Origin of the sequence: Klebsiella aerogenes (assembly GCA_029027985.1) — a bacterium.
GTDB classification, from domain to species: domain Bacteria; phylum Pseudomonadota; class Gammaproteobacteria; order Enterobacterales; family Enterobacteriaceae; genus Klebsiella; species Klebsiella aerogenes_A.
This window is the reverse complement of the sequence record CP119076.1, coordinates 2,095,441-2,107,891: the sequence shown is the minus strand read 5'-3', so window position 1 is coordinate 2,107,891 and position 12,451 is coordinate 2,095,441. Positions and strand designations below refer to the sequence as shown.

17 protein-coding genes and 1 other RNA gene are annotated in these 12,451 nt (G+C 46.2%); 3 read left to right on the top strand and 15 right to left on the bottom strand.

Annotated features, from left to right (window positions below; translation table 11 throughout):
* Window positions 1–103 precede the first annotated feature (103 nt).
* Window positions 104–352, bottom strand: a complete 249-nt coding sequence (locus PYR66_10050; protein ID WEF30002.1) for a GlsB/YeaQ/YmgE family stress response membrane protein — start codon at window positions 350–352, stop codon at window positions 104–106.
* 168 nt (window positions 353–520) lie between these two features.
* Here PYR66_10050 and PYR66_10045 point away from each other — a divergent pair, with 168 nt between their 5' ends.
* Window positions 521–709: a YegP family protein gene (locus PYR66_10045; GenBank protein WEF30001.1), complete on the top strand. Its 189-nt coding sequence runs from the start codon at window positions 521–523 to the stop codon at window positions 707–709.
* A gap of 47 nt (window positions 710–756) precedes the next feature.
* Here PYR66_10045 and menI read toward each other — a convergent pair whose 3' ends face one another.
* Both menI and PYR66_10035 read right to left on the bottom strand, forming a co-directional pair.
* A complete protein-coding gene (gene menI, locus PYR66_10040; GenBank protein ID WEF30000.1) occupies window positions 757–1,167 on the bottom strand; it encodes a 1,4-dihydroxy-2-naphthoyl-CoA hydrolase in 411 nt (136 codons plus the stop codon).
* Window positions 1,164–4,220: an FAD-binding and (Fe-S)-binding domain-containing protein gene (locus PYR66_10035; GenBank protein ID WEF29999.1), complete on the bottom strand. Its 3,057-nt coding sequence runs from the start codon at window positions 4,218–4,220 to the stop codon at window positions 1,164–1,166. The genes menI and PYR66_10035 overlap by 4 nt, the downstream gene beginning before the upstream one ends.
* A gap of 218 nt (window positions 4,221–4,438) precedes the next feature.
* Here PYR66_10035 and ydiK point away from each other — a divergent pair, with 218 nt between their 5' ends.
* Window positions 4,439–5,563 carry an AI-2E family transporter YdiK gene (ydiK, locus tag PYR66_10030; protein WEF29998.1) on the top strand — a complete coding sequence of 375 codons (1,125 nt, stop codon included), beginning with the start codon at window positions 4,439–4,441 and terminating at the stop codon, window positions 5,561–5,563.
* A 170-nt stretch (window positions 5,564–5,733) separates the two neighbouring features.
* Window positions 5,734–5,842: antisense sRNA RprA (gene rprA, locus PYR66_10025), an RNA gene on the top strand.
* A gap of 268 nt (window positions 5,843–6,110) precedes the next feature.
* Here rprA and PYR66_10020 read toward each other — a convergent pair.
* From PYR66_10020 to PYR66_09965, 12 genes are all read right to left on the bottom strand, one after another.
* On the bottom strand, window positions 6,111–6,416 hold the full coding sequence (locus PYR66_10020; GenBank protein ID WEF29997.1) for a hypothetical protein: 306 nt from the start codon (window positions 6,414–6,416) through the stop codon (window positions 6,111–6,113).
* A 5-nt stretch (window positions 6,417–6,421) separates the two neighbouring features.
* Entirely contained in the window at window positions 6,422–7,162 is a 741-nt protein-coding gene (locus PYR66_10015) for a hypothetical protein (protein ID WEF29996.1), read from the bottom strand.
* A 69-nt stretch (window positions 7,163–7,231) separates the two neighbouring features.
* Entirely contained in the window at window positions 7,232–7,510 is a 279-nt protein-coding gene (locus PYR66_10010) for a hypothetical protein (protein ID WEF29995.1), read from the bottom strand.
* A 547-nt stretch (window positions 7,511–8,057) separates the two neighbouring features.
* Entirely contained in the window at window positions 8,058–8,252 is a 195-nt protein-coding gene (locus PYR66_10005) for a hypothetical protein (GenBank protein WEF29994.1), read from the bottom strand.
* Between the two features lie 13 nt (window positions 8,253–8,265).
* On the bottom strand, window positions 8,266–8,481 hold the full coding sequence (locus PYR66_10000; GenBank protein WEF29993.1) for a hypothetical protein: 216 nt from the start codon (window positions 8,479–8,481) through the stop codon (window positions 8,266–8,268).
* A 42-nt stretch (window positions 8,482–8,523) separates the two neighbouring features.
* Window positions 8,524–9,177 (bottom strand): antA/AntB antirepressor family protein, encoded by a 654-nt coding sequence (locus PYR66_09995; GenBank protein ID WEF29992.1) that lies wholly within the window; start codon window positions 9,175–9,177, stop codon window positions 8,524–8,526.
* A gap of 418 nt (window positions 9,178–9,595) precedes the next feature.
* A complete protein-coding gene (locus tag PYR66_09990) occupies window positions 9,596–10,258 on the bottom strand; it encodes an HNH endonuclease (GenBank protein ID WEF29991.1) in 663 nt (220 codons plus the stop codon).
* Window positions 10,259–10,516: 258 nt separating this feature from the next.
* Complete coding sequence (locus PYR66_09985; protein ID WEF29990.1) at window positions 10,517–10,747, bottom strand: hypothetical protein; 231 nt, start codon at window positions 10,745–10,747, stop codon at window positions 10,517–10,519.
* Window positions 10,748–10,772: 25 nt separating this feature from the next.
* Window positions 10,773–11,090: a hypothetical protein gene (locus PYR66_09980; GenBank protein ID WEF29989.1), complete on the bottom strand. Its 318-nt coding sequence runs from the start codon at window positions 11,088–11,090 to the stop codon at window positions 10,773–10,775.
* Between the two features lie 4 nt (window positions 11,091–11,094).
* A complete protein-coding gene (locus PYR66_09975; protein ID WEF29988.1) occupies window positions 11,095–11,502 on the bottom strand; it encodes a hypothetical protein in 408 nt (135 codons plus the stop codon).
* Window positions 11,503–11,507: 5 nt separating this feature from the next.
* On the bottom strand, window positions 11,508–12,155 hold the full coding sequence (locus PYR66_09970) for a hypothetical protein (protein ID WEF29987.1): 648 nt from the start codon (window positions 12,153–12,155) through the stop codon (window positions 11,508–11,510).
* 5 nt (window positions 12,156–12,160) lie between these two features.
* On the bottom strand, window positions 12,161–12,385 hold the full coding sequence (locus PYR66_09965) for a hypothetical protein (GenBank protein ID WEF29986.1): 225 nt from the start codon (window positions 12,383–12,385) through the stop codon (window positions 12,161–12,163).
* Window positions 12,386–12,451: the final 66 nt, after the last annotated feature.

Below are 12,451 nucleotides of genomic sequence, written 5' to 3'. Positions count from 1 at the left end.
CTCGCGGGCTTTTTTTTACCCGCCATAGACGAATTTCAGACGTAAAAAAGCCGCCATGAATCGCGGCGGCTTTTTGTTACCGAATCAACTTACGCGCGGCGTATTAGCTTTTCACTTTACGATAGATAAAGAGCACCACCAGCGCGCCAATGACCGCGACGACAAAGCTGCCGAAGTTAAAGCCGTCGACCTTGCCAAAGCCGAATAACGTACTGATCCAGCCACCGACTACCGCACCGATAATACCGAGGATCACGGTGATGATAAATCCACCGCCGTCTTTACCCGGCATAATCCACTTGGCCAAAATACCAGCGATCAGACCAAAAATGATCCAGGAAATGATACCCATGGTGAACTCCGTCCTCTTTGTTACCCTGAAAGTATTTAGTAATTAAAATAGTAGCATAAAGAAAACAAATGATTTCACCAATATATATTTATTAGATGATTGCTTGCCGCGGCGTTATCCATGGTCTACAGATTATTCAGTGTTTATTAACGCCGAAAGGAGTGAAGGATGGGGTATTACGTACTGAAAAAGTCTGAAAAGAGCGTATCTCAGCCGTGGTATTTTCTGCTGAAAGCAGATAACCACGAGACTATCGCCACCAGCGAAATGTACTCGTCGAAAGATGCCGCCAAAAAAGGTATTGCCTCGGTGCAGAAGAACGGCCCGAGCGATATCATTAAGGATGAGACACAATAAACAACAAGGGGATGCACCAGCATCCCCCTTTAACATTGGCCGTACTGTTACAACACAGCGGTCGTCAGTCGCGATGAGCAGCAAAGCCGCCCTTGCTCATCAGAGATGTCGATTTGCCACACCTGATGACGCGATCCGACATGCAGCGCGGTACAGACGCCACGCACCCGACCACTGCGCACCGAACGGATATGGTTGGCATTCACCTCCAGACCAACCACCTTCTGTTCACCCTCGCTACACAGGTACCCCGCGACCGAGCCCAGCGTCTCCGCCAGCACGACCGATGCGCCGCCATGCAGCAGACCGAACGGCTGATGAGTCCGGTGATCGACCGGCATCGTCGCCTCAACCGCGTTATCGCTGATAGCCACGAACTGAATATCCAGCAGGCCAACCATGTTGCCCTCGCCCATCGCGTTAAGCTGCGACAGCGAAGCCTGACGTTTCCAAATCATCCAATCATCTCCAGCAGAGCCTGCAGCGGGTGACGCACCCCACTGCCTTCAATACGCTTCACCTGACTACGGCAGGAATAACCGGTGGCCAGACAGCGATGGCGCGGTAAACGCTGCATCGCCTGCTGCCAGGAAAGCGCGTAAATCGCCAGCGAGTTGGCGTGGTTTTTCACTTCATGGCCATAAGTCCCGGCCATTCCGCAGCAACCGGTGCTAACGTACTCCATTTTCGCGCCGAAGCGAGCAAATATCGCCGCCCACTGGCTGGGGGCTGCAGGCAACGCCGTCACTTCCGTACAGTGACCGAACAGATACCAGGGTTCGCCGCCGTTGTCCTGAGCGGTGGTTTGCGGCAAGGCTTGCGTTAGCCATTCATGAACCAGCATCACGCGGAAATCACCGCGCTTATCACCCAGCGTCTGGTTATACTCATCGCGGTAACAGAGCACCAGCGCGGGATCGACGCCGACCATCGGGATAGCTAACTGCGCCACGCGGTTCAGGAAATCAGCGGTTTTCTGCGCGGTGCGCGCAAAGCGCGTCAGAAAGCCCTTAATATGCTGCGCTTTACCGTTTGGCGAGAACGGCAGCAACACCGGCTGATACCCCACCTTCTCAATCAAACGGACAAAATCAACCACCACTTGAGCGTCGTAGTAGCTGGTAAACGGATCCTGCACCACCAGCACGATTTTCGCCTTCTGTTCGGCGCTCATGCTTTCAAGCTCCTCAAGCGTGGTATTGGCGGAGCGGTGCCCTGCCAATTGCTGCTTGAGCGACGGCACGGAAAGCAACGGCAGGTCGACCATGCCGATATGTTTTTCCGACAGCTTGCGCATCCACGGCTGATTGATAAAGAAGTTGAATGTTTTCGGCGCCTGCGCCATTAGCGGCGCGTAGGATTCCACGGTAGCGACCAGATGGTCGCGCATCGGACGCAAATAACGGCTGTGATAAAGCTGCAGGAAGCGGGAACGGAATTCCGGGACATCGATTTTTATCGGGCACTGGGTCGAGCAGGCCTTACAGGCCAGACACCCGGACATCGCCTCTTTCACTTCATGCGAGAAATCGTATTCGCCTTTGCGCGCATGCCAGCTGTTGCGGGTACGCTCGATCAGGGCGCGCAGGCTCACGCCTTTCTCCGGCAGCTCTTGTTCCAGTTTATTCGGATCGATACCGCGATCGGCCAGCAGGCGCAGCCATTCGCGTACCAGCGTCGCACGGCCTTTCGGCGAATGAATGCGCTGATGGCTGACCTTCATTGACGGGCACATCGGGCTTTTCACGTCGAAGTTAAAGCACAGACCGTTACCGTTGCACTCCATCGCGCCGCGCCAGGCGCTACGCACAGTAATGGGAATTTGCCGATCGTAGGTCCCACGTTTTACCGCGTCCACTTTCATCATCGGCGCATCGACGCCCTCAGGCGGACAGATTTTCCCCGGGTTCAGGCGATTATCCGGATCGAAAGCCGCCTTCACTTTACGCAGTTCGCTATACAACTCTTCACCAAAGAAGGCCGGGCTGTACTCCGCGCGGAAACCTTTGCCGTGCTCGCCCCACAGCAGGCCGCCGTATTTCGCCGTCAGCGCCACCACCTCGTCGGAGATCTGTTTCATGAGCACCTCCTGCTGCGGGTCGCACATGTCCAGCGCCGGGCGAACGTGAAGCACCCCGGCATCGACGTGGCCAAACATCCCGTAGCTCAGGCCGTGGCCATCCAGTAACGCGCGGAATTCAACGATGTAATCCGCCAGATGCTCCGGCGGCACGCAGGTATCTTCAGCAAAAGGAATCGGCTTGGCGGCGCCTTTCGCATTGCCCAGCAGACCAACGGCCTTTTTGCGCATAGCATAGATGCGTTCGACGCCGTCCAGTTCGCTGCATACCTGCCAGCCAATCACCCCCGCCGCGCCTTGCGCCATCAGCTCATCGAGACGCTGACACAGGGTGGCGACCTGACCATCAATTAATTCGCCATCGTCGCCGGCAAACTCAACGATATTCAGCCCCAGCATCTCTTTATCCGCGACATCGGTGATAAGCTCGCTCACCGAGTGCCAGACGATGTCTTCACGCGCCAGGTTAAGGACTTTGGAGTCGACGGTTTCAACCGACAGCGCTTTCGCCTCGACCATAAATGGCGCGTTGCGTAGCGCCGAATCAAAAGAGTCGTACTTCACGTTTACCAGCCGCCGGACTTTCGGCAGGCGGGTAATATCCAGCCGCGCCTCGGTAATAAAGGCCAACGTGCCCTCGGAACCGGTCAGAATGCGCGTCAGGTCAAACTCGCTCATCTCATCATTGAACACATGACGTAGATCGTAGCCAGTCAGGAAGCGGTTCAGTTTAGGAAACTTATCAATGATCAGCTGGCGCTGCGCTTTGCAACGCTGATAAACGGTGCGGTAGATGCGGCCAATCGCCGACTGCTCGCGGCCCAGCGTTTCCGCCAGCGCCACAGGAATCGGCAAGGTGTCGAGAATGTCGCCGCCGATCAATACCGAGCGCACCCCCAGCACGTGGTCGGAAGTCTTGCCGTATACCAACGAGCCCTGCCCGGAGGCATCGGTATTGATCATGCCGCCGAGCGTCGCGCGGTTGCTGGTCGACAGTTCCGGCGCGAAGAAGTAGCCGTAAGGCTTAAGAAACTGATTTAACTGGTCTTTGATAACCCCGGCTTCGACCCGCACCCACCCCTCTTCCGGGTTGATCTCAATGATGCGATTCATATAGCGCGACATATCGACGATGATCCCCGCGTTCAGCGATTGACCATTGGTGCCGGTACCGCCGCCGCGCGGGGTAAAAATCAGCGATTTAAAACGCGCTTCCGCCGCCAGCCGAGCCAATAGCGCGACATCCGCGGTCGAGCGAGGAAACAGTATCGCGTCCGGCAACAGTTGATATACGCTGTTGTCGGTCGCCATGGTGAGCCGGTCGGCGTAGCTGGTGGCGGTATCGCCGGTAAATCCTTGTTGCTTCAGTACCTGCAAAAAATTCAGCACCAGTTGAACGACACCCGGCGCTTGAGAAATCTGTGGGATCATGACGCTTGACCCTGCCTGAATATGTTGTGATGAGTTGATTTAATAATGCGCAAACTAAACGTTTGCGTGGCGCACTCAACTTTTTATCACATTTTTTTCATATCCGCCCACGAGTTTTACGGGCAAAATCAGGCTCGCGAAATTATTGATATTATTATCTGTATATGGAATTACGCTGCGTCAGCATTGAGACGCGACTGGAAAGGTAAATTTTCTCTATGATTAACCAACATCAGCCCCGGGACATACCGCAAATTCTGCTGTCGGTGCTGTTTTTGTCCCTGATAATTATTTCCTGCCTGTGGGTTGTCCAACCATTTATTCTGTCTTTCGCCTGGGCTGGCACGGTAGTGATCGCCACCTGGCCGGTGCTGCTGCGTCTGCAAAAACTGTTATTCGGCAAGCGCTCGCTGGCGGTGCTGGTGATGACGCTGCTGCTGTTTTTACTGTTCGTTATTCCCATCGCCTTGCTGGTCAACAGTCTGGTCGATAATAGCGCCCCATTGATTAAAATCGTCAGCACCGGACAAATCTCGCTACCGGATTTTGCGTGGCTGAATTCGATTCCACTCATCGGCGATAAACTCTACTCCGCCTGGCATAGCCTGCTGGAAATGGGCGGCGCGGCAATTATGGCGAAGGTGCGTCCTTATATTGGCGCCACCACCACCTGGTTCGTCGGTCAGGCGGCGCATATCGGAAAACTGCTGGTCTACTGTGGATTGATGCTGCTGTTCAGCGCCCTGCTTTACTGGCGCGGCGAGAGAGTTGCTTACGGTTTCCGCTACTTCGCTACCCGCCTGGCCTCCAAGCGCGGCGATGCCGCCGTCGTCCTCGCCGGACAAGCCGTACGCGCCGTGGCGCTGGGTGTGGTTGTCACCGCGCTGGCGCAGGCGGTTCTGGGCGGTATCGGTCTGGCGATTAGCGGCGTACCTTATGCCGCGCTGCTGACCGTAGTGATGATTTTCACCTGTCTGGTTCAACTGGGGCCACTGATCGTGCTGGTACCGTCGATTATCTGGTTGTACTGGACCGGCGACACAACCTGGGGCACGGTGCTGCTGGTCTGGAGCTGCGTGGTCGGTACGATGGATAACGTGATTCGCCCGGTGTTGATCCGCATGGGCGCCGATCTGCCGATGATTCTGATCCTCTCCGGCGTCATCGGCGGTCTGATCGCCTTTGGCATGATTGGCCTGTTTATCGGCCCGGTGCTGCTGGCCGTCTCCTGGCGTCTTTACGATGCCTGGGTACAGGAAATTCCGCCGCCGCCGCTGGACCCGGATCTGGTGCTGGCGGAGCTTGCCGAGCTCAATGCCAGCAACAACAAAAGCGATAAATAAAGCAAAGGCGGGGAAACCCGCCTTAAACTTAAGTGAAATTTATCAATCTATCGCCGTACCCGGCATATCCTTGTTTCAACACTACATTTATCTCTCATATTCTTCACTCAGATTTAACTATTGAGAAGAATCCGATCGACGCCAACAGTCGCGATGCCTACTATTAGCCCACGGTTATAGATCAAGATATTGATTTATAAGCATGGAAATCCCCTGAGTGAAACAACGAATTGCTGTGTGTAGTCCTTTGCCCATCTCCCACGATGGGCTTTTTTTCACCCTTAAAACAGCTACTTACAAAATGCTGTGAGCAAGCATTGTGCCTTATGTGTGCAATCTGTGTGAGTAGCTAAAAATGCTCTTCTTTTTTCAGTGTTAAAAATCAATAAGTTAGGTGTGTGCAAAAAGTTTTAGAAAGTGTGTCTAAGAGGGGATGTTAGGAAGGAATAAGTAAAGGTGTTATGATGTGCGCCCCTTTTACGTTCCCGTTTGAGGGGCTATTAGCTGACCAATACGGCAAAGGGCTACCTCTTTGGATAGCCCTGTTTTACTTGCTCTTACCATCAACCACTAAAGGCAAATCTAAGCGCCTTAGCTCTTGTTCGTATTGTGGATTGACAGGAAGAAAAGGAGAGAAGTTTTTAACCTGTTTAGCTTTGCTGTCTAAATCGCTGGTAGCTGATTGCCTCACGATTGAGGCTATGTACTTACACCAAAGATCTCTAAACATTTGCTGTTTGTTCGCTGCTTCACGATTAATAGCGCCTTTCTCTAGTGTTTTCTGTTCTGCTAGGTAAGCCTTCATCTCTCCTTGCTTCCAGCGTCTAGGCTTAGTTGATTTATGTTTACTCATTTATTCTACTTCCTATTACGTTTTGCTCTTGTTTTGGGTACTTCTGGTAAACCATTTTCTATCCTAAGCTCTCTTGCTTTCTGTTCAGCTTCTTCACGTGTTTCAAATCCTCCGCAATAATTAGTAGTGAATTTGTTTACACATAATTTAATGTTTTTGATCACACAAAATAGATTACCTTTTTTAACAATGTTCACACCTCTAACTGTAGGCTTAAATTCATCAATGTTATTTTTAACATACTTTCTTTTATTATCTGGTTTAGGGGGCTTAGGTAGATCTAGATGTTCTATCAACTCATCAACACTCTTTGTATTGTTAGGCGCTAGCTCTGCGATCATTGCTATCCAAAATTGTGCTTCACGTGTATCAGCTTTCAAAGCTTCTTTAGCTCTACGTTCTCTAGATTTTTTCAAATCTTCACGTGTAATGCTATTACCATCAAAAAGCTTTCTATAAATCTTTTCATATTCAGCATGTGTTATTTCACCGCTATCACGCTTAATGATCAATAGCTCTTTAGTAGGCATTGGGGAGAAAGTAGCTTTATCTGAATTGAAAGCCTCAAAAGAGGCTTTATTGTTACGCTGTGCAATTTCTTCCTGAAGTGATAAAGCTTTAGAGCTAACATAAATAATGTTATTTTCATCTACAGAGAAATAGCTATACTCACCTTCATTAATCTTAGGGGGGATATCTTTATATTGAAAACGTTTATCTTTATTTTCTCGTGTGACACAAATCATTTATTTTCCTTTTATTGTATAAGCAATAGGGTAGCTTAGGTGAAGTTGTTTTAATCGCTTACAGGTGCTCTAGTTACCAGTCAGAAGCCATTTCTGAACGTCTTTTGAGTAGTCTTTATGATTGTAATTACCGCTATCAGTAATAGCATACTTGAAAGGCCTTTTGCCTGATTCTATTTCATCAAAGAATTGATTAGCGGTATTCTCAAGAGATTTACCGTATGTACCTGTAGCACAAGGCAAATAAAGCTCCATTTTAAACCAACCACTTTCTTTATTTTTAACATAGAAATTCCCATTTCGTGTAATAGCACTATCACGAACAATGAAGGGAAAGTAATTTTTCATATCAATCCCCCTTGTAATGTCTCCTTTGATTGTTGTTCTGTTCCTTTGGCGTAGACCAACGGCAATTGTCAGGAGTGTAATCACCAAAGGGCGAAAGCCGATCTAGTGTTGTACCTGCCGGACGTTCACCCATATCTTCCAAGAAACGTTTAAACCCTCTCCTATGGTTCCACTGAGGACAAACCTTAACGCCCTTTGCACCATAGTGTTTATAGTTAGAAGAATGAGGATTGTTACAACGTGATTTCATTGATGTGTAGCTGTAATATTCAGGTGTGCAAGTAGTACCGCTTCCCCTTCCCCCGTGATAGTGAGGATGTGAGCAACTATAGCAAGCTTTAGCTACACCTCTAATAACAGCGCTAACTGCTGCTTCACAGAAAGCACCGCAATAACATAAGCAATTCACCCTTAAATGCCTCTCTCCTTCCTTCAAAGGAACATAGCCTAAAATAGTTAAATGATTGTGTGTTTCTCCTGTATGATCTTTAGCTCTGGTTTTAATCCTGTTATATCCTGTTAGACAGCCTTTCATAACACCCCCTGATTATTTAAATTTAACTTCCACTTCAAAACCACACTTATTTGCGACACTAAAAAAGTTGTTCCATGCAGGACGTTTTCTAAGATTACGTAATACGGAAGCATCTACATCAATAGCTTTCTTACATCTATATTCAGTGTGATATTTTTCAATAATACGCTTTGTTAGTTCTTCAGATAGTGCTTTAACATCATTCATTTAATCATCCTTATTAGCAAGGCAACACATCTTTATACTCAAGGCCAAACACTTCACAAGCTTTAGCAAATTTCTTAGCTCCAATCCCTGTTACACGGCCTTTGATCATGTCATTGAAATGACTTCTACTCATGCCAACTAAGATAGCTGCATCATTTTGAATACGGAAATTACTTTCTACATGTTCTTTAATACGGGCAGAGAGAATAAGTTTATAATCGTGGTTCATAATGTTCTCCTTAACAGCCCCTGTAAGAAGGGGCAATATTTATTAAATGTGACCAGTTAAAATCTGTTCGTCTGTCTTACCTTTAGTTAGAAAACGTTCAACACTTCTGCACACCAGTTGATATTCTTCTAAATCAGTGGCTAGATCATTTCGTTTGCCGACTATCTGCTTCATCAAATAATTGAATCGTTTAGCCAAAATCGGGCCTAGTCCATGTTTGTATCCATGATGGGCTACATTCTTTTGTGACTGATGAATGTCAATTCGTAATTGGTTATATTTGCAGATACGCTTGAACAGCTTCTCTATAGTGATGAAGTAGGGTCGGGAAATTCGTCCTGATTCGTTCCTTACCAGCATAGCTAAATGTTTAGCAGCTTCAGTCGTTACATAGTGAAGAGTTGGATTTCTGCCCTTCCCTGATACCTTTTTAATTCTCGAAGAAATTTCTTCGGAAATTGAATCCATCTCATTTCGCACTAACTGGTTAAGCCATTGGTCATAATCGCCATAGGGACGTTCAATTACTTCCCATAGTTCTTTCAGACTAACCAACGCCGTATCATCACCTTCCAGCAGCTTAAACTTGTCACGATATTCTAGAAGAAACTGTGCTTCCTGTTCTGTCATTTCCAGCTTACATTGCATGATGTCCATGTCTACTTTATTCAAATCTAATTCATATGTATGTTTCATTATTATTCCTCTGTTAAGTTAGTAACGGCTCGACAATATGTCTCGCCTTACAACAGATATACTTATTAGGGGAACACTTGTTCCTATAAGGAGACTATGAAAATAATTTGAACAAAAAGTCGTTCAAGTGCTTATTTTATGTACTGAAAAGGGCTTATTATCGGGAATAAAAATGGTGTTGTGTAGTAATAGTAAACTATTTACTTAGTTAGTTAACTATAGTTAATATAGTTCTTATTACTAATACTTTACTACTCCTTTAGTATTTGTGCGCAAGGGAATCCTACTGTACTTTCTGTACTGATTCTTAAAAGAACGCTGATGTAAACAAAGAATGATAATTCACTATATCATTTTACTACTAAGACCTACCAATCCCTTACACCTCAGCGTAAATAAAGCATCCTTGCCTCTCTTCCTATGCTGCTAAATCAACTGCATCCCTTTGCATAGCCCTTAACAGGTGTGTAGGCTTAACGTCTAGGGGTATATGCCTTTCATGCATCCAGATAAGCCATACATCGCTATGCTTTCCTTTCATCACTTCAGAGGCTAGCTCAATGGTTGTTTGTGCCTTCTCAGCGGCATACGCTAACACATCATCTTTCTTTCCTTTAATGCTGGTAATCAGGCTAATCACTTTATATATGGCTACCTTGTCACGTGTAACCAGTCCTGTTAAGTGCTTAATCTCTCCAGCCTCATATTCAGACAATGCAATCTTATAAAGATTGTTAAGCCTGTTTATCTGATATTCCTTTTCTCTTTGCTCTGCCTTAATCGTTCTCCTGAAATCAAGGCTCATTCCTTTTAGTTCATCTTCACCCCATACAGGGCGATGAATAATCTTTTTATACTTCTGGCTGTAACGTTCAAAAAGGTATTGTGCTCTACCCTCTACAGTGAATAGAGGTTTATCACCTAAAGTGCAATTACACTCTTTACAGCAATCAACCACATCGTTTCTATCATAGTGGCGCTTCCCTCCTGTATAGCTAACAGGTATCACATGGTCTCTTGTGATTTGAGAATCATCACCACAATAGAAACAGCGTTTTACATTGTCTACATCTTTGAACATTATCCGGCCTCTTAAAGTGAGGCGGCTAGTTCATTTTATTTTAATCACCGCTTGTTAGTGTGAGGCACATTGTACGCGCCTACACGATCATTTCTACAAGCTTTTGCGAAACTGTTTGCTATGAGAATAATTATCAATAACACAACATATCTTATTGATAGATAAGGAAGAATGAAAAGAGGTTAGATGAGAACAAGAAGAAGTGAGGGTAATCTTAGTTACTAAGTTGTTATAAAAACCCCCGCAGGGGCTATATATTCATTTCAACCAGTGTTTAATATCTTCAGGATTGAAAGGGTCTTTTAATCCAAGCTCTGCTGCTATTAAATCTTCTTGCTCTCTTACATCTATAGAACGAAAAGCATCATGTATTGCTTCTTGCTCTGCTGTTTCTGGCAATTCTTCACTATCCCACTGAACATAAGCGATCATTGCTTCACGCATTACAGCAGTAGCGCTTTTCATAATCTCATAAATATCTTTGCTCATGCTTGAACCCCCGTTAAGTTAATTATTAAAGACCATCAACCATCTGATTTATGCCGCTATTTATCATGCATTGGCTTATCATGTATGGATGCATAGCTTCACATAAGCGTTCAATTCTGGCTTCACGCTCTTGTTTCTCTCTTTTATCTGCCTTCTCAGCTTCAGACGCAGCTATAGAATTTTGCAATTCCTCAGGGTGAGATTTTATATAGCTAGCCTCTGCATCATGCTGAATCTTTTGCTGTGCTGTGTAATCATCTATCTGTGATTGTGTAACAGGCTGGCGTGAAGAACAGCCAGCTAGCACAGAAAGAGATAGAGCTACAATAATTAAAGTTTTCATAGCATCACCATTGACCCGTATTCCAGCGACAATAATCACTCTGCAAACAGGCCGCTTCACTGTTTTCTTGTGCGTCTGCTGCTGCATTCATCCCTGCACCTATGCCGCCTAATGTAGCGGCTACCGCTTGCTGTACAGCACCTTCAGAGCGTGGCGCATTATTACAAGCCTGTTTAGCTTCCTGTATGCGCTGTGCGTCCTCCTGTGCGTTCATAAGGCCTAAGCTCTCTCTACGATGCATTTCGTTTAGATTCGCTGTATACAGGTCTTGTACGCCGTCACATGCTGGCTGCTGTTCTGTCACGTATTTAATCACATCCTCGTTTGAGGAATTGAAAGTTTCATGCTTAATCTCTGAAGCACAGCCAGAAAGAACAGAGCAAGCCAGCACAGCTAGAATAATCTTTTTCATGATTATTAACCTTTCATTTCTTTTTTAGCTGACTTAACAGCAATACCAATTACACGCCATAAACCAACCCACAGCAAAGGGATGAAAAAGAGTAAACCTATCAAGCCACAAGCAAGCACAGAAAGCTGCGAATAGTCGTTTGTGTGCCACATAGCATAGTTATCTAAAATGGTGTCATGAGGATTTTTGATTGCTGCTGGTGCAGCGCCCATATCAAAGGCTATTTGTTTAAAGCTCCATACCAGATAAGGTAGATCTACACCGTTTTCATTCTTTGCTATCTTAGGTAAAACTTGATTCATGTGTTCAATTGCTGCTTCTTTGCTTCCTTCAGTCTTCACCAGATACTCAGCAGAGGCTACACGATCTTCACGCTCTTTGTTTTTCCCATTCTCACAATATTTTTGATATTTATATGTATCCCAATGATCACACGTAGGGGAAAAGTGAATAGATGGCGATTTTGTAGCATCAATTGGCTGTGTGGATTTTTCAAAGCTGAAGGTGTTGTACTCTTGCTCGTTAGGATTAAATGCATCTTTCCATTCTTTTGCTTCATCTGCACGTGGTGATAAATAGTGAATGCTCACAGCACCAATAACAGATACTGCAATTAAAAAGGCGCCAAAAACAGCTAACTTAGTTGCTTTCATTTTTGTTATTCCTGCACAGTGGTGGTTTCACCTGTTTCATCATCCTGAATAATGCCTTTCCCTATCCAATGACCATCATGTTCATCACCGTTTTCAGTGGTAAGTTGAACAGTAGAATCACCTGAATATGCACATACTTCATCGCCGGTATCAGTTGTGTAATTGTAGTCACACGCCATAGCAGAAGCTGATAAACTAGCAAGAATCCCAGCAATAATTAGTTTTTTCATAAATTAGTAACCATTTATATTTAAACCATTCGTAATTTTAACACTGGATAGAAGATATGGAAACTT

Bases quoted from the DNA above. Each gene is read 5' to 3' on its own strand.
- PYR66_10050 (WEF30002.1), bottom strand. From the start codon at position 352: ATGGGTATCATTTCCTGGATCATTTTTGGTCTGATCGCTGGTATTTTG.
- PYR66_10045 (WEF30001.1), top strand. From the start codon at position 521: ATGGGGTATTACGTACTGAAAAAGTCTGAAAAGAGCGTATCTCAGCCG.
- menI (WEF30000.1), bottom strand. From the start codon at position 1,167: ATGATTTGGAAACGTCAGGCTTCGCTGTCGCAGCTTAACGCGATGGGC.
- PYR66_10035 (WEF29999.1), bottom strand. From the start codon at position 4,220: ATGATCCCACAGATTTCTCAAGCGCCGGGTGTCGTTCAACTGGTGCTG.
- ydiK (WEF29998.1), top strand. From the start codon at position 4,439: ATGATTAACCAACATCAGCCCCGGGACATACCGCAAATTCTGCTGTCG.
- PYR66_10020 (WEF29997.1), bottom strand. From the start codon at position 6,416: ATGAGTAAACATAAATCAACTAAGCCTAGACGCTGGAAGCAAGGAGAG.
- PYR66_10015 (WEF29996.1), bottom strand. From the start codon at position 7,162: ATGATTTGTGTCACACGAGAAAATAAAGATAAACGTTTTCAATATAAA.
- PYR66_10010 (WEF29995.1), bottom strand. From the start codon at position 7,510: ATGAAAAATTACTTTCCCTTCATTGTTCGTGATAGTGCTATTACACGA.
- PYR66_10005 (WEF29994.1), bottom strand. From the start codon at position 8,252: ATGAATGATGTTAAAGCACTATCTGAAGAACTAACAAAGCGTATTATT.
- PYR66_10000 (WEF29993.1), bottom strand. From the start codon at position 8,481: ATGAACCACGATTATAAACTTATTCTCTCTGCCCGTATTAAAGAACAT.
- PYR66_09995 (WEF29992.1), bottom strand. From the start codon at position 9,177: ATGAAACATACATATGAATTAGATTTGAATAAAGTAGACATGGACATC.
- PYR66_09990 (WEF29991.1), bottom strand. From the start codon at position 10,258: ATGTTCAAAGATGTAGACAATGTAAAACGCTGTTTCTATTGTGGTGAT.
- PYR66_09985 (WEF29990.1), bottom strand. From the start codon at position 10,747: ATGAGCAAAGATATTTATGAGATTATGAAAAGCGCTACTGCTGTAATG.
- PYR66_09980 (WEF29989.1), bottom strand. From the start codon at position 11,090: ATGAAAACTTTAATTATTGTAGCTCTATCTCTTTCTGTGCTAGCTGGC.
- PYR66_09975 (WEF29988.1), bottom strand. From the start codon at position 11,502: ATGAAAAAGATTATTCTAGCTGTGCTGGCTTGCTCTGTTCTTTCTGGC.
- PYR66_09970 (WEF29987.1), bottom strand. From the start codon at position 12,155: ATGAAAGCAACTAAGTTAGCTGTTTTTGGCGCCTTTTTAATTGCAGTA.
- PYR66_09965 (WEF29986.1), bottom strand. From the start codon at position 12,385: ATGAAAAAACTAATTATTGCTGGGATTCTTGCTAGTTTATCAGCTTCT.